Genomic DNA, 22297 nt, shown 5'->3' with positions numbered 1-22297 from the left:
GCGGGCACTGCGTACGCCAGCCTGGGCGCGCGGGGAGACGTCCACCACTCGTGGACTCCAGTCGGGGCAGTCGGCGTCACCCCCAGGCACCCGGGCCCAGGCACTCGGGCCCCAGGCACCCGGGCCCAGGACCGGCGGGGGTCACACCAGGGGCTTCACCGACATCAACAGGTGCTGGTGGATCCCGTCCGCCCGGTCCGTGATCAGGGCGCGCTGGCCGGGGCCGAGCAGATGGACGCGTACGGACTCGGTGTCGAAGGAGCCGAGCGCGTCCAGCAGATACCCCGGGTTGAACGCGACCGTGATCGCCTCCGCCCCTTCCAGGACCGCCGCGAGCCGCTGCGACGCCACGTCGTCCTCGTACCCGGCCTGGAGGTGCACGGCGTCGCCGGTGAAGGCGAGCTGGACCGGGCTGTCGCCCTCCGCGACCACCGCGACCCGCTTCACGGCCTCGACCAGCGGGGCCCGCTCCGTCACGGCGACGGCGTGCTCGCCGAGCGAGAACAGCTTGTCGTGGCGGGGGAGTCGCCCGTCGAGCAGCCGGGTCGTCGTGCGCGTCCCCTCGCTCTCGAAGCCGATCGAGCCGCCGTCGAGGGCGAGCCGGACCGTCCCCGCGGCCGAGGCGAGCGAGCGGGCGATCTCGGTCAGCCGCCGCGCGGGCACGACGACATCCGCACCGGCCTCGCCCTCCCCGTCGCCCTCCGGCTTCCACTCCAACGTCCGCACCGCGTACCGGTACCGGTCGGTCGCGGCCAGCGTCATCCTCGTACCGTCCAGGGCCAGCCGGATCCCCGTCAGGACCGGCAGCGAGTCGTCCCGGCCGGCCGCCACGGCCACCTGCCCGACCGCCGCCGCGAAGGCCTCGGCCTCCACCACGCCCCGGAACGCGGGCAGTTCCGGCTGCGCCGGATAGTCGTCGAGCGGCAGCAGCGAGAGCCCGAAGCGGGCGTCCCCGCCGGTCACCGAGAGCCGCGCCCCCTCGATCGCGCCCTCCACCGGCCCCCTGGGCAGCACCTTGCAGATGTCGAGCAACCGCCGCCCGAGCACCAGCGCCCGGCCCTCCCGCACGGTCTCCGCCTCGACGTCGATGCGCGCCGACGCCTCGTAGTCGAGCCCGGAGACCCGCAACCGCCCGTCTCTCACCTCCAGAAGCAGCCCCCCGAGCACGGGCACGGGCGACCGCGCGGGAAGCACACGCGCGGCCCAGGCCACGGCATCGGTCAACTCACTGCTGTCGATACGGAATTCCATGCCCTCGACGCTAGCGGCCGCCACTGACAACGCCCGGCCGCCACTGGCAACGCCTGCGCCGCCGGAACGCCGAGCGCCCGCCCTCCGTCGGAACGGAGAGGCGGGCGCGCTCGTATGCACAGGCCGCGAGAGTCGCGGGAGCCGCGAGAGCCGCGGCGGTCGCGAACGGTCAGGCGGCGGCCTTGATCGCGGAGATGTCGAAGTTCAGCTTCACCTTGTCGCTGACCATCACACCGCCGGTCTCCAGCGCCGCGTTCCAGGTCAGGCCCCACTCGGAGCGGAGGATCTCGGCCGAGCCCTCGAAGCCGACGCGCTCGTTGCCGTAGGGGTCCGTGGCGGTGCCGTTGAACTCCAGGTCGATGGAGAGCGGCTTCGTCACGTCCTTGATCGTCAGGTCTCCGGTCACGCGGTACTTGTCGCCGCCCAGCTGCGCCGCCTCCGTCGAGCGGAAGGTCATCAGCGGGAACTGCTCGGCGTCGAAGAAGTCGCCGCTGCGCAGGTGGCCGTCACGGTCGCCGATGCCGGTGTCGATCGAGGCGATCTTGACGTCGATCGTGGCGGAGGAGGCGCCCGGGTTCGAGCCGTCCAGGTTCAGGGTGCCCTCGTGCTCGGCGAAGGAGCCGCGCACGTTGGTGACCATCGCGTGACGGACGGTGAAGCCGATGCTGCTGTGCGCCGGGTCGATCGCGTACTGACCGGTCAGCGCGGCCAGCGCCGGGTCGACGGGGAGGGTGGCGACGGCGGTGGCGGTGTCGTTGGTCTTGCGGCCGAAGATGCCCATGACGTGCTCCTTGGGGGACGGAGTTCCGGAGGGGTGCCGGAGGGGGTCCGGACCCGGTTTCCAGTTCGTTGAACCTTCAACGAGAACCACCGTAGCGCTATTCCGTTCAACATTCAACATCTCTGGTCGAAGTCCACCCGCGTCCGCCGGATGTCCACCCGCTTGGACTAACCGCAAGCGGTTCTTGGACTGCCGGAGCCCCCGGGCCGCGATCTCGTTGACGGTGCCCGCCGCACGGGCCCAACTAGTCCCCATGCCCCTCCCCAAGTCGCGAAGAATCCGTGCCGCCTGCGCGCTCGCCGCAGCGTCGTCCGCCGTGTTCGCCCTGTCCGGACCTGCCCTCGCGCAGGAGGAGGGCTCGGCGGACGCCACCGCAGAGAGCCTCATCCGCTCCGACCGGCTCTCCGTCGCCGTCGCCCAGGACTTCCCGCGCGTCCTCTCGTACACGGACCGCGCCACCGGCGCCCGCCTCCTCGGCAGTACGGCCCCGGTCACCCAGGTCGTCCTCAACGGCATCGCCCACCCCGTCCGCGCCACCGGCGCCCCCGTCCTGACCGGCACCTCCGCCGCGTACACCCTTGCCTTCCCGGACCTGCCGGGCGTCGAGATCGACGCGCGCCTGAGCGTCAGCGGCCGGGCCACCACCTTCAAGGTCACCGCCGTCCGCGACACCGAGGCCTTCCGCGTCGGCACGATCGACATACCCGGCCACGACCTGGTCTCCGTCGGCTCCTCGGACGCCGGCGCCGAGACCGCCTTCACACGGCTCGACCCGGACTCCACCCGTACCGCCGACGTCTTCGCCGACATCACCGACGCCACCCCTGCGGAGCCCACGGCGACCGGCGCCAGCTACGCCCTCGTCAACACCGGCTCCCTCGCCGCCGCCGTCGAGTCGAACTCCTCGTACGACAAACCCTCCGGCCAGAGCGCCCGCGACGGCGCCCGCTTCTGGCACCAGGCCCGCAAGAACGGCACCGAGACCCGCGTCGGCGTCTGGTCGGGCCAGTGGACCTACCGGGGCGAGGGCGCCCCCGCCCCCGAGCGCGGCGACAACCTCCCCTGGGCCAAGGTCGTCGTCACCCCCGACGCCAACGCCGACGGGAAGACCGACTGGCAGGACGGCGCGCTCGCCTTCCCCGCCATCGGGATCAAGGCCCCGGGCAGCGAGGAGACCCCGGACCGGGTGATCGCCCACATCCCGTTCAACTTCGCCTCCAACGCCACCCACCCCTTCCTGCGCACCCTCGACGACGTCAAGCGGATCTCCCTCGCCACCGACGGACTCGGCCAGTTCGCGCTGCTCAAGGGGTACGGCTCCGAGGGCCACGACTCCGCGCACCCCGACTACGGCGGCAACTACAACAAGCGCGCCGGCGGCCTCGCCGACCTCAACACCCTCCTGAAGGAGGGCAGGAAGTGGGGCGCGGGCTTCGGCGTCCACGTCAACGCCACCGAGTCGTACCCGGAGGCGAAGAACTTCAGCGAGACGCTCGTCGACAGGACGAAGCCGGGCTGGAACTGGCTCAACCAGAGCTACTACATCGACCAGCGCCGGGACATCAACAGCGGCGACCTCGCCCGCCGCTTCCAGCAGCTCCGCGAGGAGACCGACCCCAACCTGTCGATGCTCTACATCGACGTCTACTACACGCACGGCTGGATCGCCGACAAGACGATGCAGGCCGTGCAGGGGCAGGGCTGGAACGTCGCCACCGAGTGGTCCGAGAAGTTCGAGCGGGCCTCGCTCTGGTCCCACTGGGCCAACGACCTGAACTACGGCGGCGCCACCAACAAGGGCCTCAACTCCCAGATCGTCCGCTTCATCCGCAACGGCGAGAAGGACGTCTGGAACAACCACCCGGTCCTCGGCCAGACCGCCCTCGAGGACTTCGAGGGCTGGACCGGCGAGACCGACTGGAACCACTTCTACGCCAACATCTGGCAGAAGAACCTGCCCGCCAAGTACCTCCAGCAGCAGAAGATCACCCGCTGGAACGGCAACGACCTCACCTTCACCGGCGGTGTCCGCGGCACCGTCGAGGACGGCCGCCGCACGTTCTACGAGAACGGCCGCAAGGTCCTCGACGGCGAGAACTACCTCCTGCCCTGGGACGGCGGGAAGAAGCTGTACCACTACAACAAGAGCGGCGGGAAGACGACCTGGGCCGTGCCCGCCGGCACCCGCTCGTACACCGTCCACAAGCTCACCGACAACGGCCGCGTGAAGACCGCCACCGTCCGGCCGGTCAACGGGACGATCACGCTCGACGCCGTCGCCGGTCAGCCCTACGTCCTCCACCCCGACCGCGCCCCCGAGCCCCGCGACCCGCGCTGGGGCCAGGGCACCCCGGTCGACGACCCCGGCTTCAACGACGAGCGGCTCCGGTCCTGGTCGAAGACCGGCACGGTCGCCCGTGACACCGACGACCAGGGCCGCAACAGCGCCGCACTCACCGGCTCCGCCGCCGCCTCCGTCCACCAGCGGATCACCGGCCTCACCCCCGGCGCCCGCTACACCGCCTCCGCGCTGATCGAGGTCGAGCCCGGGAAGACCCGCCCGACCACGCTCTCCGTCGGCGGGAAGGCCGTCACCGTGGAGCGCTCGGCCGTCGAGGACCGGGTCGCCGCCTCCGACTGGAACGGCACCCGCCTCCAGCGCGCCAAGGTCACCTTCACCGCGCCCGCCGGCGGCTCCACCACCCTCAAGATCCAGGCCGCGAGCGGCTCCGACGCCACCGTCCGGATCGACGACGTCCGGATCGTCGCCAACAACCCCGCCACCAAGCCGGACGCCCTCGCGTACGAGGACTTCGAGGCCGTCGACCAGGGCTGGGGCCCCTTCCTCAAGGGCGACTCCGGCGGTACGACCGACCCCCGCACCCACATCGCCCAGCTGCACGCCCCGTACACCCAGTCAGGCTGGAACGGGAAGCTGATCGACGACGTCATCGGCGGCGCCGAGTCGCTGAAGTCGCACGACGAGAACAGCGGCCTGGTCTACCGCACCGCGCCCTGGACGGTCCCGATGAAGGACGGGCACAGCTACCGGATCGCGTACGACCACCAGTCCAGCCACGCGGGCGCCTACGAATGGGTCACCGGCTACGACCGCGCGGACGGGACCTCGGTGGAGACCCGCCGTACGCCCCTCGGGCAGCAGCGGACCACCGGGCAGTTCTCCGAGACCGTGACGGCCGGCTGCGGCGACACCTGGACCGGGCTGCGCAAGCGCGCCGACGCCCCCGACGGCGCCGACTTCGTCCTCGACGGCTTCACCGTCACCGACCTCGGCCCCGCGCCCGAGAAGGCCGCCTGCGGCACGCTCGCGATCGCCGCCCCGGAGACCCTGGAGCCGGGCCGTCCGAACCAGGTCACCGCCACCTTCACCAACGACGAGAGCGGCGCCGTCCCCGGCGCCTCGGCCGCCCTGGAGCTGCCCGAGGGCTGGACCGCGGAACCGGCCGCCCCGGTGGCCCTGGGCACGGTCGCCGCCGGCGCGAAGGCGACCGCGACCTGGCAGGTGACACCCCCGGCGGACGCCGCCCACCAGCCGTACGCCCTCGGCTCGACGCTCACGTACACCGTCGGGGGAGAGGCGCGGAAACTGACCGCCGCCACCACGGTCCGTACGCTGCCCCCGGCGCCCACCGCCGACAGCTGGGCGAGCGACCTGGAGTGGACCTCGGCCACGAACGGCTGGGGGCCGGTCGAACGCGACGGCTCCAACGGCGAGACGGGCACCGGTGACGGCGCCCCGCTCAAGGTCGGGGGCGTGACGTACGCGAAGGGCCTGGGCACCCACGCCCCGGCCAAGGTCCGCTACTACCTGGGCGGGAAGTGCACCACCTTCACCGCCGAGGTGGGTGTGGACGACGTCCAGACCACGCGCGGGACGGTCAGCTTCAGCGTCCTCGCCGACGGCACGGAGAAGGTCGCGTCCCCGGTCCTGAAGGCGACCGACCCGGCCTGGTCGCTCACCGCCGACGTCACCGGAGCCGCCTACGTCGAGCTGGTGGCGGGGGACGGCGGCGACGGCAACGGCAACGACCACGCGGACTGGGGGAACGCGCGCTTCCACTGCGGCGGCTGACCGGAGGAAGGCGAAGGGCGCCCCACCGCACCTCTACGGGTACGGTGGGGCGCCCGACGTTCACCGCCGACGGCCAGGCACGCGGCTATGTGGGAAACCCACAACCAGAGGGGCCCTCCGGCTGTCGACTCGGTCCTCACTGACCCCGGTTCTGTCTTACTCCACCAGGATTCCGCTCGGGAGACTGTACGGAGTCGACGGCGGGATTTCCTTGGTCGACTTCGTAGGGTCAGTACATGACCGTTGTGGACCAGATCCCGAGCGAGCCGACCGACGCCCGAGGCCGTGTGGCCGAGCTGCACGCCCTGCGCGAGGAGGCCCGGCGCGGGCCGAGCGAGCGGGCGACCGAGGCGCAGCACGCCAAGGGCAAGCTCACCGCTCGCGAGCGCATCGAGCTGCTGCTCGACGCCGGTTCCTTCAACGAGGTCGAGCAGCTGCGCCGGCACCGCGCGCAGGGCTTCGGCCTGGAGGCCAAGAAGCCGTACACCGACGGTGTCATCACCGGCTGGGGCACGGTCGAGGGCCGTACGGTCTTCGTCTACGCGCACGACTTCCGGATCTTCGGCGGCGCCCTCGGTGAGGCCCACGCCACCAAGATCCACAAGATCATGGACATGGCGATCGCGTCCGGCGCCCCGCTCGTCTCGCTGAACGACGGTGCCGGCGCCCGTATCCAGGAGGGCGTCTCCGCCCTCGCCGGCTACGGCGGCATCTTCCAGCGCAACACCCGCGCCTCGGGCGTCATCCCGCAGATCTCGGTGATGCTCGGCCCGTGCGCCGGCGGCGCCGCGTACAGCCCGGCCCTCACGGACTTCGTCTTCATGGTCCGCGAGACCTCGCAGATGTTCATCACCGGACCGGACGTCGTCAAGGCGGTCACCGGCGAGGAGATCACCCAGAACGGCCTCGGCGGCGCGGACGTGCACGCCGAGACCAGCGGCGTCGCGCACTTCGCGTACGACGACGAGGAGACCTGCATCGCCGAGGTGCGCTACCTCCTGTCGATGCTGCCGCAGAACAACCGCGAGAACCCGCCGACCGTGGCCTCCGAGGACCTGGCGGACCGCCGCTCGGACGTCCTGCTCGACCTGGTCCCGGCCGACGGCAACCGCCCGTACGACATGCACAAGGTGATCGAGGAGCTCGTCGACGAGGGCGACTACCTCGAGATCCACGAGCGCTGGGCCCGCAACATCATCTGCGCCCTGGCCCGCCTCGACGGCCAGGTCGTCGGCATCGTCGCCAACCAGCCGCAGTCCCTCGCGGGTGTCCTGGACATCGAGGCCTCGGAGAAGGCCGCCCGTTTCGTCCAGATGTGCGATGCTTTCAATATCCCGATCGTCACCCTTTTGGACGTACCCGGCTTCCTGCCGGGCGTCGACCAGGAGCACGGTGGAATCATCCGCCACGGCGCGAAGCTGCTGTACGCGTACTGCAACGCGACCGTGCCCCGGATCAGCCTGATCCTGCGCAAGGCGTACGGCGGCGCGTACATCGTCATGGACTCCCAGTCCATCGGCGCCGACCTGACGTACGCCTGGCCGACCAACGAGATTGCGGTGATGGGCGCCGAAGGTGCCGCCAACGTCATCTTCCGCAAGCAGATCGCCGAGGCCGAGGACTCCGAGGCCATGCGGACGCGCATGGTCAAGGAGTACAAGGCCGAGCTGATGCACCCCTACTACGCGGCGGAGCGCGGACTGGTCGACGACGTGATCGACCCGGTCGAGACGCGGGAGGTCCTCATCAGGTCCCTCGCCATGCTCCGCACCAAGCACGCCGACCTGCCGTCCCGCAAGCACGGCAACCCGCCTCAGTAAGAGGAGTCACCGACGTGACCACGCCTGCCACAGCCAACCTTCTCCGTGTCGAGAAGGGCCACGCCGACCCCGAGGAACTGGCCGCGATCACCGCCGTCCTCCTCGCCCGCGCCGCCGCCCAGCCGGCGGACGACACCACGCCGTCCGGCCGCTCCACGGCCGGCTGGCGCCGCCTGGAGCGCCAGTCGGGCTTCCGCCCCTCCCACTCCTGGCAGGGCTGACGCTCAGCGCCACCGAAGGCCCCCCGCTCCCGCAAGGGACGGGGGGCCTTCGCCGTACGCCCGAGGACTCTCCCGGCCGGGGCCGGGTACGACGAAGGGCCCGCCGCACCTGAACGGTGCGGAGGGCCCTTTCGTACGGCAAGTCCGTACGTGACCTACCGCAGGCGGGCCATCAGCGCGTGCTCCACGAGGGTGATCAGCGCGCTCTTGGCGTCCGCGCGGTGGCGGGCGTCGGTGGTGATGATCGGCGTGTCCGGACCGATCTGGAGGGCCTCGCGGACCTCTTCGGGGTTGTAGGGCTGGTGGCCCTCGAAGCCGTTGAGGGCGATGACGAACGGCAGGCCGCTGTTCTCGAAGTAGTCGACGGCCGGGAAGCAGTCGGCGAGCCGGCGGGTGTCGACCAGCACGATGGCGCCGATGGCGCCGCGAACGAGGTCGTCCCACATGAACCAGAAGCGGTCCTGACCGGGTGTACCGAAGAGGTACAGGATCAGGTCCTGGTCCAGGGTGATGCGGCCGAAGTCCATCGCGACAGTCGTCGTCGTCTTGTCGCCGGTGTGCGTGAGGTCGTCGATGCCCGCGGACGCAGACGTCATGACGGCCTCGGTACGCAGCGGGTTGATCTCCGAGACGGCGCCGACGAACGTGGTCTTGCCCACGCCGAAGCCACCCGCCACCACGATCTTCGCGCTGGTGGTTGAACGGGCCGCGCCGCCGCTAGAGCTTGCGAAGTCCACTGAGCACCCTTTCGAGCAGTGTCACGGCCGGCTGGCCGCCGGCGGACTCGTCGCCGCCGGGCTGGTGAATGGCGACAAGTCCGGCCTCCGCCAGGTCGGCGACGAGGATCCGGGCAACGCCGAGGGGGATGGAGAGAAGTGCCGAGATCTCGGCCACCGACTTGATTTCGATGCACAGCCGGCAGATCCGCTGGTGCTCGGGCAACTGGCCCTGCAGCCGGGACGGATCGGCCGTCGTACTGACCAGCGCCTCGATGGCGAGCTGGTAACGCGGCCGGGTCCGGCCGCCGGTCATGGCGTAAGGGCGCACGAGCGGGTTGTGGTTCCCGCTCCCGCTCTGGCCGCCGCCCGCACCGCGCGCGCCGCCCGAGTTCCGCTGGGCAGCGGGCCCACCCATCGGCGGCTGCTGCGCCTGCGGGTGCTGGTAGGGCTGCTGGGCGCCCTGTCTGCTGGGGGCAGAGGGGAAGTTGAACCGGTTCTGCGCCGTGCCGTCTGCCTGCGCGTGCGCGTCAAAACCGTTGTACGGGTGTCCGCCCGGGGGTGTCCCCACGTCTCCTCCTCCGACTGCCTCGCGGTCCATGTCCCTGTGGAGCCGCGCCACCGCACCTTACGGGGCGGTGGCGTGAAACGCACTGTCTGTCTGTTAGTTGAGAAGACTTCCCTGCAGTTCCGCCCGGAGGTCAGGCGTCAGGACACTGCCCGCACGATCGACCAGCAGAGCCATCTCGTAACCCACGAGACCGATGTCGGCCTCCGGGTGCGCGAGCACGGCCAGCGAGGAGCCGTCGGACACGGACATGATGAAGAGGAAGCCACGCTCCATCTCCACGACCGTCTGGTTGACCGCACCGCCCTCGAAGATCCGGGACGCGCCCGCGGTCAGCGAGGTCAGCCCGGAGGCGACGGCCGCCAGCTGGTCGGCACGGTCCCGGGGGAACCCCTCGGACATGGCAAGGAGCAGACCGTCGGCGGAGACCACCACCGTGTGGGACACCCCGGGGGTGTTGTCCACGAAGTTGGTGATCAACCAGTTCAGATTCTGCGCCGCCTGGCTCATGCTCACACTAACGCTCCTGGTTGTAGGTACTGCCCGGGCCGAGGCCCGATCCGTTCGTGTCCGTTCCCGCGCTGCGTCCCTGCTGGACACCGCGGCGCAGGTTGCTCAACCTGCCCCGGACGTCCTCGGGGGATCGGGAGACCTGGGGGCCGCCCTGCGGGGTCTGCTCCGCCGTGCCCTCGACCAGATTGGCCTTGGGAACCCGCTTCGGAAGCCCGGAGGAGGTGACTCCGCCGGCCTTCGGGTCGCGAAGCTTCTCGGCCCGCTGCCAGCGCTCGTCGTTCGTCGAGCGCCATTCGTCGGAACCGTCGGCTTCGTTCTGCGGGCCCTGCGCCGGCTCCGTGACCGGAGCCTGCGCCGGCTGTTGGGCCGTCTGCCGCGTGGGCTGCGGGCCCTGCGCGGCGGTGCTGCCGCGGCGCGGCAGACCGGCGTCGGTCATCGCGTGGCCGGCGTCCGGGGTGGGGTTCGGAGTCGAACCCGGACGGTCGAAGCCTACGCGGTCGGCGGCCGGTTCGGGAGCGCTGGGAACAGATTCCGCTTCCGCTCCGTAGCTCTGCTCGTAGCCACCCTGGTACGCGCCCTGACCGGGCCACTCCGCCTGCTGGCCCTGGGGCTCGTAGCCGTGCTGGTACGCCGACTGGTCGGCCTCCTGGGCCGGGTAGCCGGATTCCGCATAGCCGTTCTCGGAGTAGCCGCCGGCGGGCTGGCCGTAGCCGTCGTAGCTCTGCTGGGGGTAGTCGTAACCCTCGTGCGGCTGGGGCTGCTGGGGCTGGCCGTAGTCGCCCGCGTACTCCTGGGCGTACTGCTGCTCCTGCTGCCCGTAGCCCTGCTGCCCGTACTCCTGCTCCTGGGGCGCGTAGCCCTGGTGCGCGGGGTCGACCTCGTCACGGAACAGCGGACGCTCACCGCCGTGCGCCTGCGACTCCAGGGCCGCCCTGCGCTCCTCGCGCTGCAGCGAACGGTTCACCGGGTCGAGCTGGCGCTCGTCCCCCGGCTGCTCGTAGCGGGAGTCGTCGAAGCCGAGCTCCGCGGCGGTCCGCATCTGCGGCTGCACCGGCTCGAAGGCGTGCTGCTGCTGGTGCGGGATGATCTGCGAGACCGTGAAGTCGTTCTCGGGCAGCTGCTCGCCACCACCACCGTGGGTGATCGCGTCCGGCAGCATGACGAGCGAGGTCGTACCGGCCTGCTCGCCCGAGGGGCGCAGCTGGACCCGGACGCCGTGCCGGTCGGCAAGACGGCCGACCACGAACAGGCCCATGCGCTGCGAGACGGCGGCGTCCACGGTCGGCGGGTTGGCCAGCTTGTGGTTGATGTCCGCGAAGTCCTCGGCGGTGAGGCCGATGCCCTTGTCGTGGATCTCGACCATCACGCGGCCGTCGGGCAGACGGGTCGCGGTGACTCGGACCTTGGTCTGCGGGGAGGAGAACGTGGTGGCGTTCTCCAGGAGCTCGGCGAGCAGGTGCACGAGGTCGGTCACGGCCTGGCCGTGGATCTCGGCCTCAGGGACACCGGCCAGCTCGATGCGCTCGTACTGCTCCACCTCGGAGGAAGCGGCGCGCATCACGTCGACGAGCGGGACCGGCTGGTCCCAGCGGCGGCCCGGCTCCTCGCCGGCGAGGACCAGGAGGTTCTCGCCGTTGCGGCGCATACGGGTGGCCAGGTGGTCCAGCTTGAAGAGGTTCTCCAGCTGGTCCGGGTCGGCCTCGTTGTTCTCCAGGTCGGTGATGAGGGTCAGCTGGCCCTCGATCAGCGACTGGTTGCGGCGCGAGAGGTTGGTGAAGATCGCGTTGACGTTGCCCCGGAGCATGGCCTGCTCGGCGGCGAGCCGGACGGCCTCGCGGTGGACCTGGTCGAAGGCGCGGGCGACTTCGCCGATCTCGTCCTGGGTGTCGATCGGGATCGGCTGGACGCGGGTGTCCACGCGGCCCGGCTCGGTCCGGGAGAGCTGGTCGACCAGCATCGGCAGGCGCTGCTCGGCGACGGCGAAGGCCGCGGTGCGCAGCTCGCGCATCGAGCGGCTCATCTGCCGGGCCATCATCCCGGCGATGATGAAGGCGGCGAGGAGGGCGACGACGGTGATGCCACCGATGACGTAGGCGTCGGTCTGGGCGTCCGAGGAGATGCTGGCGGCCTCGCCCACGGCCTTGTCGACGAGCTCCTTCTCGACCTCGTTGTAGCCCTCGAACTTGCCGGTGGCCACGGCCATCCAGGTCTCGGGCGTGATGCCCTTCTTCTGGAGGTCCTCGATCGCGTCGGCGTCCTTGGCGGCACCGATCTGCTGGGCCATGCCGGTGAAGACGGAACCGTCGGCGCCCTTGGGCAGGGTGATGCCGGCCGCCTGCATCTTCTTCTCGCCCTCGGCGGCCTTCCCGGCCATGACCTGCTTCAGCCGGTCCACGTCCGCCTGGGTGCCGCCGGAGTTGTACTCGCCGAGAGCGATCTGCTCCAGGTAGTTGTACGAGTTGAGCGCCACCGACTGCTGCGCGAAGACGTTGGCCTTCTGGCTGGGCCGGACGAGGAGCTGAGTGGCGATCGAGCGCTGCAGCGACTCGGCGCCCTTGGCGAGCTGGATGGCGTAGAGCGTCTTGCCGTAGGCGGTGACGTTGGTCGTGCCGAGACCGAGCTCGTTGGAGAACTCGAGCAGGAAGTGCTGGACGCCGGTGTAGCCGAGCTGGGTGTTCACCGGGTCGAGGGCCGTGGAGTACGCGGCCTGGCGGAGCTTCTCGAGCTTGGGCTCCTCGTCCTGGAACAGCCGCAGACGGCGCTCCAGGCCCTCGCCCTCAGGCATGTCCTTGATGGCCTCGTCGAACTTGACCTTGGCGGCGTCGGTGGCGGCGTACGCCTTCGTCACCTCGTCGCTCTTGCGGTCCTCGGCGGTCTTGGCCGTCAGCAGGGGTATCGCGGTCAGGTCACGCTCGTCGAGCAGTGCCTGGCTGTACTCCGAGGCGGCGCGCACGATCAGCGCCGTCTTCTCGGCGTTCTGCGCCTCCTGCCAGGTGTTGATCGCCCCGTTCACCTGGAAGCCGCCCATGACGAGGCCGACAAGCACGGGTATGAGGAGGATCGCGTTCAGCTTGGTCGGTACCCGCCAGTTGCGCGGGGACAGCTTGCTGGAGCTCCCCTTGCCGCTGGGGGCCTGGGGCGTCACGGGCACCTCGGCGGGCGCCGTCACCATGCGTGCCGGCGGCGTGAAGTTGCCCCGCGCCTGCTGCTCTGCGGAGCTTTCCTTGCTTCGCCTCACTCGACCAACAACCTCTCGGCGTCGGCACCTACGTTGTGCCGGTGTTTCGTTCAGGGCCGTACTACTCGGGAGTTCATGAATTGCAGCACGTGAAAGGGCTCCCTTCCAAACAGCCCTGAGCTTCGGTTTTCAACGGTCCATGGGCCAGATAAAACGGGCATAAAGAACGAGCCCCGCCAAAAGGCGGGGCTCAGGTGAGCGCTGTGGTACCGATCGGATGCGTCGGGTGGCCGAGGCGCCGCAATTCTCATTCGAAACGTTATGAAGGGGGAGGCGGACCGTGTCAAAGGACACAGGCCGCCTCCCGAAGGGCGTACGACAACTTCCGTACGGGTGTCCCTACTTCAGGCGTGCCATCAGCGCGTGCTCCACGAGGGTGATCAGCGCGCTCTTGGCGTCCGCGCGGTGGCGGGCGTCGGTGGTGATGATCGGGGCGTCCGGGCCGATCTGGAGGGCCTCGCGGACCTCCTCCGGGTTGTACGGCTGGTGGCCGTCGAACCCGTTGAGGGCGATGACGAACGGCAGGCCGCTGTTCTCGAAGTAGTCGACCGCGGGGAAGCAGTCGGCGAGACGGCGGGTGTCGACAAGGACGACGGCGCCGATGGCGCCGCGAACGAGGTCGTCCCACATGAACCAGAAGCGGTCCTGGCCCGGCGTACCGAAGAGGTACAGGATCAGGTCCTGGTCCAGGGTGATGCGGCCGAAGTCCATCGCCACCGTGGTGGTGGTCTTGTCCCCGGTGTGCGTGAGGTCGTCGATCCCCGCCGAGGCCGAGGTCATCACGGCCTCGGTACGCAGCGGGTTGATCTCCGAGACGGCGCCGACGAACGTGGTCTTGCCCACGCCGAAGCCACCCGCCACCACGATCTTCGCGCTGGTGGTCGACCGGGCGGCGCCGCCGCTAGAGCTTGCGAAGTCCACTGAGCACCCTTTCGAGCAGTGTTACGTCCGGCGTGCCGCCGGCCTCTCCGTTGCCCGGCTGGTGGATGGCCACCATGCCCGCCTCCGCCAGGTCGGCGACGAGGATCCGGGCCACACCGAGCGGCATCGACAGGAGCGCCGACACCTCCGCCACCGACTTGACCTCACGGCACAGGTGGCAGATCCGCTGGTGCTCGGGAAGCAGAGTGGCGAGATGCGCCGGGTCGGCCGTGGTGCTGACCAGGGCCTCTATGGCGAGTTGGTACCTCGGCCGGGTCCGGCCGCCGGTCATGGCGTAGGGCCGGACCAGCGGCTGGTCGCCCTCATGTCCGTACGACTCGTCGAGGGAGGCGCCGTACGGATCGTGAGAGGCGGGGGGCGGGGTCATGAATCCTCCGGGCGTGACGGCACGAGGTCATGCCGTCTGATGGGGCCGGTGGGGGGCCGGATGGGGCGGCCGGACGGTTTCTGGTGCCCAGTGCGGTACGGAGGGGCGTACCGCACTGTCGCAACGTGCAACGGTACGGGTCTAGTGCAGCAGGCTGCCCTGGAGCTCCGCGCGGAGATCCGGGGTGAGGACACTGCCGGCCCGGTCGACCAGCAGCGTCATCTCGTAGCCCACCAGGCCGATGTCGCACTCCGGGTGCGCGAGCACGGCCAGCGAGGAACCGTCGGAGACCGACATCAGGAAGAGGAAGCCGCGCTCCATCTCCACGACGGTCTGGGCGACGGGTCCGCCCTCGAAGATCCGGGACGCGCCCGCGGTCAGCGAGGTCAGCCCGGACGCGACAGCCGCCAGTTGGTCGGCGCGGTCGCGGGGGAAGCCTTCGGACATGGCAAGGAGCAGACCGTCGGCGGAGACCACCACCGTGTGGGACACCCCGGGGGTGTTGTCCACGAAGTTGGTGATCAACCAGTTCAGATTCTGCGCAGCCTGGCTCATCGCGCTCAACTAGTGCTCCTGCTGGTGGGTGGGGCCGGTGTGGAAGGTGCCCGTGGTGGAGTTGCCCGCCTGGCGGCCCTGCTGGATGCCGCGGCGCAGATTGGTGAGCCGGCCACGGACGTCATCGGGTGCACGCGAGACCTGGGGGCCGGCCGTGTGGGCCTGCTCCTGGGCGGTCCCGGGTACGAGGTTGGCGCGGGGTACGCGCTTGGGCAGCCCGGAGGTGGTGATCCCCCCGGCCGCCGGCTTACGGACCCGCTCGGCCTGGCGCACCAACTCGTCGTTGGGCGAGGTCCGCCAGGAGGCGGGTCCGGCCGGCTGCTGGCCGCCACCGGCACCGGTGCCGCCGCCCTGCTGCTGCGGGGCGGGACGCTGCGGGGCCGGGGGAGCGGGCTGCTGGGGCTGCTGCGGTGCGGCGGGTGCCTGCGCCTGCGGCGCCTGCTGGCCGTGACCCTGGCCGCCCTGACCCTGGCTCTGGTTGAACCAGTTGGTCTCCAGCGTGTCGTACAGCGGGGTCCGCGCGCCGGCCGAGTTACCGGCCGGCGGCAGCGCCTCGGGCTGACGGGGCTGCTGGAGCTGGGGCTGCTGCGGCTGCTGGGGCAGGTTCCCGGCCGGGCGCGGCGCGCCGTAGTCGTTGCCGCCGCCCTGACGCGGGGCCGACTGCGGCTGCTGCTGGTACGGCTGCGGCTGCGGGGCCTGCTGGGGCGCCTGCTGCTGACCGAAGTCCGGGCGCGCGAACTGGGCGGTGGACGCCGGGTCCTGCGGTCCGGGCTGGTACGCCTGCGGGGCCTGCTGCTGCGGCTGCTGCTGACCGAAGTCCGGGCGCGGGAACTGGCCCGTGGAGCCGGGACCCTGAGGCGCCGTCGGACGGGCGAACTGGCCCGTGGTCTCCGGCTCCTCGTGGCCGCGCGGGGCGTCCAGCGGCGTCATGTCCTGCTGCGGGCGACGGACCGGCGCCTGCTCGTTGCCCCAGCTCGCGGACTGCGGGCGCTGCTGCTGCGGGTTGCCCCCGGGCAGCTCGGCGCGCGGGTAACCACCCTGAGCCGGACGGCCGCCCTGCGGGGCCTGGTTGCCCGGACCCTGCTGGCCCTGGCCCTGGCTCTGCCGGCCCTGGCTGTTCTGGGCCTGGCTGTTCTGGCCCTGGTTGCCCTGGCCGCCGCCCCAGACGTCCGTACGGGACGGGATGGCGCTCTGCGCGCCGCCGAAGCCGCCGGCACCGAGACCCGGCCGCTGCTGCTGCGGATCCGGGGAGATCTGCGGCATCTGCGAAGTCTGCGCGTTCTGGGGCTGGGGCTGGGGCTGGGGCTGCTGAGGCTGCTGCGGGGCCTGGCCCTGCGACCGGTCCTGCGGACCGTTCTGGCGCGGTACGCCGTCCCGGCCGGGCAGCGCCGCGCGCGGACCGCTGCCCGCGCCGACCTGACCGCGGGCGGCACCGGCTCCGGTGGCGAGCCGGCCGGCGGCCGACCCCGTCGGAGCGCCGCCGAGGCCCGGCCGGGCACCGGAACCGGGGCCGCCGGCCGAACCGGGACCACCGGCGAGCCGGCCACCGGGAGCGGACGGAGCCTGGCCCATCGCGCCCTGGCCACCGGTGCCCGGCTTGGGCGCGGGCTTCTTGCCGCCCTGGGCGACGTCGACCGGGAGCATGACGAGCGCGGTGGTGCCGCCGGAGTCCGAGGGGCGCAGCTGGATACGGATGCCGTGTCGCAGGGACAGGCGGCCGACCACGAACAGACCCATGCGGCGGGAGACGGAGACGTCCACGGTGGGCGGCGAGGCGAGCCGCTCGTTGATCGCGGCGAGGTCCTCGGGGGAGAGGCCGATGCCGGTGTCGTGGATCTCGACGAGCACACGGCCGTCGGGCAGCGCGTGACCGGTGACCCGGACCTTGGTCTGCGGCGAGGAGAACGACGTGGCGTTCTCGAGCAGCTCGGCCAGGAGGTGCACGAGGTCGTTGACGACGCGTCCCGCGACCTCGGTCGCGGGCACGGCGGCCAGTTCGATGCGCTCGTACTGCTCCACCTCGGAGGCGGCGGCACGGAGCACGTCGACCAGCGGGACCGGGCGGGTCCACCGGCGGCCCGGCTCCTCACCGGCGAGGACGAGGAGGTTCTCGCCGTTACGGCGCATGCGGGTCGCGAGGTGGTCGAGCTTGAAGAGCGAGGAGAGCTGGTCCGGGTCGGCCTCGCGGGACTCCAGTTCGGAGATGAGCGAGAGCTGACGCTGGATGAGGCCCTGGGAGCGGCGCGAGAGGTTGGTGAACATCGCGTTGACGTTGCCCCGGAGAAGGGCCTGCTCGGCGGCGAGGCGGACGGCCTCGCGGTGCACGTCGTCGAAGGCCGCGGCCACCTGGCCGATCTCGTCCCGGGAGTGCACACCGACGGACTCGACGGAGGTGTCGACGTCCTGCGGGTCCGACTCGGAGAGCTGCTTGACGAGCTCGGGCAGTCGGTCCTGGGCGACCTTGGTCGCGGTGTCCTGGAGCCGGCGCAGCGAGCGGATCATGGACCGGGCCACGACGAAGGCGCCGACGAGCGAGACACCGAGGACGAGCAGGATCAGCGCACCGTTGATGATCGCTTCGCGCTGCGACTCGGCGCGCAGCTCACGGGCCTTGGTCTCCATCTTGTCGAGGAGGTCGGCCTCGATGACGGTCATGGCCTGGATCTTGGTGCCGTACTCGTCCGTGAAGTTCAGGTGACCGCGCGGGATGCGGTCGGCCATGCCGGAGTCGATGGACAGCACGCGGTCCGCGTACTTGTCGGCGGCGTCGATCGAGGGGTTGCCGCTGGTCAGCGTGGACGTGAGCGAGTCGGCGTCGCCGCCGGCCGACTCGAAGATCGTCTGGAACTGCTTGAGCTGGACCTTCTCGCCCTGCTGGGCCGCGTAGCCGTAGAGACGGTCACCCGGCTCCAGCTTGCCGCGCGTGCTGTCGCTGGAGGGGAGCGCGGAGGCGATGATCGCCTGCTGGACGGAGGCGTACTCCTTGGCGGAAGAGAAGGCCGCGAGGGCCCGGGTCCGCTTGATCATCTCCGGGTTGCTGGTCGCCTGCGCCATGTCCTGGGAGAGGCTGAGCAGCGAGCGGATGAGCCGGCTGTACGCCTCGACCGTCACCGACTTGGCGACGCCGGTCTTGTACGCCTCCTGGCGGATGCCGCCGATCTGGACGACCTGGGAGGCGATCTGGCTGACGTTCTGGCGGATGCTCTGCAGCGCCTCGTCGCCCTCGGTGGCCGGGATCTCCGCGGTGGCGTCCATGAACGCCTTCTGGGCCCGGTCGGTGTTCTTGCGCGGGTTGGCGACCTGGTAGTCGTTGGCCGACTTGCCGTTGGCCAGCGGGCCCGCGGAGAGGTCACGCTCGGCCTGGAGGGCCTTGGCGAGGTCGGTCGCCTCTTCGGTCAGCTTGGTGAGCAGCTGCATGTGGTCGAGCTGCTCCATGTCCTGGAGCGACTCGCTGATGCGGATGCCGCCGAGGCTGGTCGCCGCGACCACGGGGAGGGTCAGCAGGGCGACCAGGCGCGTGGAGATGCGCCAGTTGCGCAGGGCTATTCGAGGCCCGACCTCGTTCTCGGCCCGGGGCTTCTTGGCGGCCGGGGCGGTGGACTCGGAGGAGGCGTTCGCGGTGCCCTTGCGCGTGGCACCGTCACCGCCTTCGCCGGCCGGACCCTGGTTCGGGTTCTGGGCGCGGTCGGTCCCGGCGCGAGGCTCCTGCTCGGCAGCAGCGCTGTCCCTCTTGAATCGTCCCTGCACTAGCGTCGCAACCTCTGGACCAGGCGTCCTTCCGCGTGAACGGAGTGGACGGTGTCGGCGTCTCGGGGCGCGAATGCGCCCCCGTGGTGGTCGTCGATGACCGGCGCAGTTCCCCCTTCCCCGCCGCTCACCCGGCGCTGCGTTGCGCCCCTCTGCGCGCCGGATCCAATCCGCGGCGGTGCGTGGAATTCCAGCACAGTGCTGGATCTCCAACAAGGGCCACGTGTCCGGGCACGGGTCGCATGACAATTCGTGCACAGCATGTCACCCCATGTAGAAGATGATCACGGAGGAATCGGGCGTACTGCCCCCAAAGGGTCATGCAGTGCTGGTGTCCCAGTCGCCATGATCAGGAGCGGAATGCAGCATTCAGTGGTGCATTGTCCGTTTCCGTGACCCTGAATGACGGTCCGTAATGCCTGGATTGTCACCGCTGTGGTGAGCAAACTCACACCGGGATCGTTGCCTTCCCCATGCATTCGAAGGGAATGAGACGTTTAGCCTGACGCTTTACAAACCATCCGCTCTGTAAAGGCGCCCGATGAAGACGACGATGCTGCTCCGCTCCACGGCCAACCCCCGTCGCACCACCCTCACCCACCTCGAGGACGCCGAGCAGCTCGGCCGCGGCGCGCAGCCGGAGCACGCGCTCGATCTCCCGACGCAGACGGCCAACCCGCGCCGCACGGTCCTGATGACCGCCCCCGCGGCCGCTCAGCCCGCCGAGTAACCAGCCCGCACAGTAATACGGCGGCCGCCGCCCCTTGCCGCGTTAGCCTGGAGCGTCAGACTCCAGCCAGTACCAAGTGAGGGGCGACAGCACTCGTGCGCATCGCCAGATTCTCCATCGACGGCAATGTCGCCTTCGGCGCCGTCGAGGGCGAGGGAACCGTCGAATCCGGCGGCCTCGTCCTCGACATCATCAAGGGCATCCCGTACACCGACTTCGAGCTGAGCGGCACCAAGGTCCCGGTCAGCAAGGTGCGGCTCCTGCCGCCCGTGCTCCCCAACAAGGTCGTGGCCATCGGCCGCAACTACGCGGAGCACGCCGCCGAACTCGGCAACGAGGTCCCCGATGTCCCGGTCGCCTTCTTCAAGCCGACCACGTCCGTGATCGGCCCGGGCGACGCCATCGAGTACCCCTCCTTCTCGAACGAGCTGCACCACGAGGCCGAGCTGGCCGTCGTCATCGGCCGCATGTGCCGTGAGGTGCCGCGCGAGCGGGTCAAGGACGTCATCTTCGGCTACACCTGCGCCAACGACGTCACCGCGCGCGACGCGCAGCAGCGCGAGAAGCAGTGGGCCCGGGCCAAGGGCTTCGACACCAGCTGCCCGCTGGGCCCCTGGGTGGAGACGGAGCTCGACCCGAGCGACCTCACCATCCAGGCCACGGTCAACGGCGAACAGCGCCAGCTCGGTCGTACGAGCGACATGGTCCGCTCCATCGAGGACCTGGTCGTCCACATCACCGAGGCCATGACGCTGCTCCCGGGCGACGTCATCCTCACCGGCACCCCCGCCGGGGTCGGCCCCCTCAACGTCGGCGACGAGGTCGCCGTCACCATCGAAGGCATCGGCACTCTCACCAACAAGGTGATCAAGCGTGGCTAACGCGATCCGCGTCCGTTTCTGTCCGTCCCCGACCGGCAACCCCCACGTGGGCCTGGTCCGCACCGCCCTGTTCAACTGGGCCTTCGCCCGGCACAACCAGGGCACGATGGTCTTCCGTATCGAGGACACCGACGCGGCCCGCGACTCCGAGGAGTCGTACCAGCAGCTGCTCGACTCGATGCGCTGGCTCGGTCTCGACTGGGACGAGGGCCCGGAGATCGGCGGCCCGCACGAGCCGTACCGCCAGTCGCAGCGGATGGACATCTACAAGGACGTAGCCGAGAAGCTGCTCGCCGGCGGATACGCGTACCACTGCTTCTGCACCGCCGTGGAGCTCGAGGTCCGCCGTGACGCCGCCCGCCTGGCCGGCAAGCCCTCCGGTTACGACGGCACCTGCCGCAACCTGAGCGCCGAGCGCATCGAGCGCTACCGCGCCGAGGGCCGCGAGTCGATCGTCCGCTTCCGGATGCCCGACGAGCCGATCACCTTCACGGACCTGGTCCGCGGCGAGCTCACCTTCACCCCGGACAACGTCCCGGACTACGGCATCGTGCGCGCCAACGGCGCCCCGCTGTACACCCTGGTCAACCCGGTCGACGACGCCCTGATGGAGATCACCCACGTCCTGCGCGGCGAGGACCTGCTCTCCTCCACCCCGCGCCAGATCGCGCTCTACAAGGCGCTGATCGAGCTGGGCGTCGCCAAGGAGATCCCCTCCTTCGGCCACCTGCCGTACGTGATGGGCGAGGGCAACAAGAAGCTCTCCAAGCGCGACCCGCAGGCCTCCCTCAACCTCTACCGGGAGCGCGGCTTCCTCCGCGAGGGCCTCCTGAACTACCTCTCCCTCCTGGGCTGGTCGTTCTCGGCGGACGAGGACATCTTCACCATCGAGCAGATGGTCGGGAAGTTCGACATCGCCGACGTCAACGCGAACCCGGCGCGCTTCGACCTGAAGAAGGCCGAGTCGATCAACGCCGACCACATCCGCATGCTGGACGTGAAGGCTTTCGCCGAGGCCTGCGAGCCCTGGCTCCAGGCCCCGCACGCCAACTGGGCGCCGGAGGACTTCGACGCGTCGGCCTGGGAGCGGATCGCCCCGCACGCCCAGACCCGCGTCACGGTCCTCTCGGACATCACGGCCAACGTGGACTTCCTCTTCCTGCCCGAGCCGGTCTTCGACCAGCCCTCGTGGGACAAGGCCATGAAGGGCGAGCCGGCGGCCCTCCTGACCACCGCCCGCGCCACGCTGGAGTCGGCCGACTGGTCCGACCCGGAGTCCCTCAAGCAGGCCGTCCTCACGGCCGGCGAGGAGCACGGCCTGAAGCTCGGCAAGGCCCAGGCCCCGGTCCGCGTCGCCGTCACCGGCCGCACGATCGGCCTGCCCCTCTTCGAGTCCCTGGAGATCCTGGGCAAGGAGAAGACCCTGGCCCGCATCGACGCGACGCTGGCGAAGCTGGCCGCGTAAGGGTTCCAGACATACGAGAGGGGCGTCGGCCATGTGGCCGGCGCCCCTCTCGTGGTTCGTGCTTCCCGCCGCGGCTCAGGCCACGGGCAGAAGCGCGGTCCGCATGCCGTGCGCCGAGCAGATCTCGGTGCTGCCCGACAGGCCCATCAGGTCGAACACCCCCGCCAGGCACAGCTGGAACCGGCTCAGACCGCCCAGCTTCCGGCGGAGGTTCGCGACATGGAACTTCACCGTGCGCACCGAGATCCCCAGCGCCCGGGAGACCTCTTCGGACTCCTGGGACACGACGAGCTGGGCGAGGATCTGGTGTTCCCGCGCGGTGAGGGTGTGCAGGTGCGACAGGGCGGTCTCCATCGTGGAGCGCAGCGGCTCCGGAAGACGGCACAGTCTGCAGGCGGTCGTCATCGAT

The 22297-nt window shown here is 70.5% G+C and carries 17 protein-coding genes; 6 read left to right on the top strand and 11 right to left on the bottom strand.

Annotated features, from left to right (window positions below; genetic code table 11):
• Window positions 1-141: 141 nt before the first annotated feature.
• Together dnaN and ACFWRO_RS22820 are read right to left on the bottom strand one after the other, a co-directional pair.
• Window positions 142-1251 (bottom strand): DNA polymerase III subunit beta, encoded by a 1110-nt coding sequence (dnaN, locus tag ACFWRO_RS22825; RefSeq protein ID WP_384512895.1) that lies wholly within the window; start codon window positions 1249-1251, stop codon window positions 142-144.
• A 169-nt stretch (window positions 1252-1420) separates the two neighbouring features.
• The gene (locus ACFWRO_RS22820) at window positions 1421-2032 is read right to left on the bottom strand and encodes a YceI family protein (protein WP_384512894.1); all 612 of its coding nucleotides are present in this window, start codon (window positions 2030-2032) and stop codon (window positions 1421-1423) included.
• Window positions 2033-2285: 253 nt separating this feature from the next.
• Here ACFWRO_RS22820 and ACFWRO_RS22815 point away from each other — a divergent pair, with 253 nt between their 5' ends.
• From ACFWRO_RS22815 to ACFWRO_RS22805, 3 genes are all read left to right on the top strand, one after another.
• Window positions 2286-6125 (top strand): endo-alpha-N-acetylgalactosaminidase family protein, encoded by a 3840-nt coding sequence (locus tag ACFWRO_RS22815; RefSeq protein ID WP_384512893.1) that lies wholly within the window; start codon window positions 2286-2288, stop codon window positions 6123-6125.
• A 236-nt stretch (window positions 6126-6361) separates the two neighbouring features.
• Window positions 6362-7945 (top strand): acyl-CoA carboxylase subunit beta, encoded by a 1584-nt coding sequence (locus ACFWRO_RS22810; RefSeq protein ID WP_384512892.1) that lies wholly within the window; start codon window positions 6362-6364, stop codon window positions 7943-7945.
• A gap of 14 nt (window positions 7946-7959) precedes the next feature.
• Entirely contained in the window at window positions 7960-8166 is a 207-nt protein-coding gene (locus ACFWRO_RS22805) for an acyl-CoA carboxylase subunit epsilon (RefSeq protein ID WP_384512891.1), read from the top strand.
• Between the two features lie 155 nt (window positions 8167-8321).
• On the opposite strand, the gene ACFWRO_RS22800 is transcribed toward ACFWRO_RS22805, so the two are convergent.
• The 8 genes from ACFWRO_RS22800 to ACFWRO_RS22765 form a co-directional block, all read right to left on the bottom strand.
• Window positions 8322-8903, bottom strand: a complete 582-nt coding sequence (locus ACFWRO_RS22800; protein WP_108152792.1) for an ATP/GTP-binding protein — start codon at window positions 8901-8903, stop codon at window positions 8322-8324.
• On the bottom strand, window positions 8884-9453 hold the full coding sequence (locus ACFWRO_RS22795) for a DUF742 domain-containing protein (RefSeq protein WP_384512890.1): 570 nt from the start codon (window positions 9451-9453) through the stop codon (window positions 8884-8886). The genes ACFWRO_RS22800 and ACFWRO_RS22795 overlap by 20 nt, the downstream gene beginning before the upstream one ends.
• Window positions 9454-9546: 93 nt before the next feature.
• On the bottom strand, window positions 9547-9960 hold the full coding sequence (locus tag ACFWRO_RS22790) for a roadblock/LC7 domain-containing protein (RefSeq protein ID WP_053725133.1): 414 nt from the start codon (window positions 9958-9960) through the stop codon (window positions 9547-9549).
• Between the two features lie 7 nt (window positions 9961-9967).
• A complete protein-coding gene (locus ACFWRO_RS22785) occupies window positions 9968-13201 on the bottom strand; it encodes a nitrate- and nitrite sensing domain-containing protein (RefSeq protein ID WP_384512889.1) in 3234 nt (1077 codons plus the stop codon).
• Between the two features lie 339 nt (window positions 13202-13540).
• Window positions 13541-14122: an ATP/GTP-binding protein gene (locus tag ACFWRO_RS22780; protein ID WP_137993156.1), complete on the bottom strand. Its 582-nt coding sequence runs from the start codon at window positions 14120-14122 to the stop codon at window positions 13541-13543.
• Window positions 14103-14510 carry a DUF742 domain-containing protein gene (locus tag ACFWRO_RS22775; protein WP_147979834.1) on the bottom strand — a complete coding sequence of 136 codons (408 nt, stop codon included), beginning with the start codon at window positions 14508-14510 and terminating at the stop codon, window positions 14103-14105. Before ACFWRO_RS22775 ends, ACFWRO_RS22780 begins: the two co-directional genes overlap by 20 nt.
• 141 nt (window positions 14511-14651) lie before the next feature.
• The gene (locus ACFWRO_RS22770; RefSeq protein ID WP_030325548.1) at window positions 14652-15065 is read right to left on the bottom strand and encodes a roadblock/LC7 domain-containing protein; all 414 of its coding nucleotides are present in this window, start codon (window positions 15063-15065) and stop codon (window positions 14652-14654) included.
• A gap of 9 nt (window positions 15066-15074) precedes the next feature.
• The gene (locus ACFWRO_RS22765; RefSeq protein ID WP_384512888.1) at window positions 15075-18812 is read right to left on the bottom strand and encodes a nitrate- and nitrite sensing domain-containing protein; all 3738 of its coding nucleotides are present in this window, start codon (window positions 18810-18812) and stop codon (window positions 15075-15077) included.
• A gap of 541 nt (window positions 18813-19353) precedes the next feature.
• On the opposite strand from ACFWRO_RS22765, the gene ACFWRO_RS22760 reads away from it, so the two are divergent.
• From ACFWRO_RS22760 to gltX, 3 genes are all read left to right on the top strand, one after another.
• Window positions 19354-19542: a hypothetical protein gene (locus ACFWRO_RS22760; protein WP_384512887.1), complete on the top strand. Its 189-nt coding sequence runs from the start codon at window positions 19354-19356 to the stop codon at window positions 19540-19542.
• 95 nt (window positions 19543-19637) lie between these two features.
• On the top strand, window positions 19638-20423 hold the full coding sequence (locus ACFWRO_RS22755; protein WP_384512886.1) for a fumarylacetoacetate hydrolase family protein: 786 nt from the start codon (window positions 19638-19640) through the stop codon (window positions 20421-20423).
• Window positions 20416-21888 (top strand): glutamate--tRNA ligase, encoded by a 1473-nt coding sequence (gene gltX / locus ACFWRO_RS22750; RefSeq protein WP_384512885.1) that lies wholly within the window; start codon window positions 20416-20418, stop codon window positions 21886-21888. Before ACFWRO_RS22755 ends, gltX begins: the two co-directional genes overlap by 8 nt.
• Window positions 21889-21963: 75 nt before the next feature.
• On the opposite strand, the gene ACFWRO_RS22745 is transcribed toward gltX, so the two are convergent.
• Window positions 21964-22293, bottom strand: coding sequence for a helix-turn-helix transcriptional regulator (locus ACFWRO_RS22745; protein ID WP_384512884.1), 330 nt, complete (start codon window positions 22291-22293; stop codon window positions 21964-21966).
• Window positions 22294-22297: the final 4 nt, after the last annotated feature.

It is taken from the genome of Streptomyces sp. NPDC058579 (genome assembly GCF_042718575.1).
Lineage (GTDB): Bacteria > Actinomycetota > Actinomycetes > Streptomycetales > Streptomycetaceae > Streptomyces.
The sequence above is the reverse complement of the archived record's forward strand: the minus strand, read 5'-3'. Positions and strand labels throughout refer to the sequence as shown.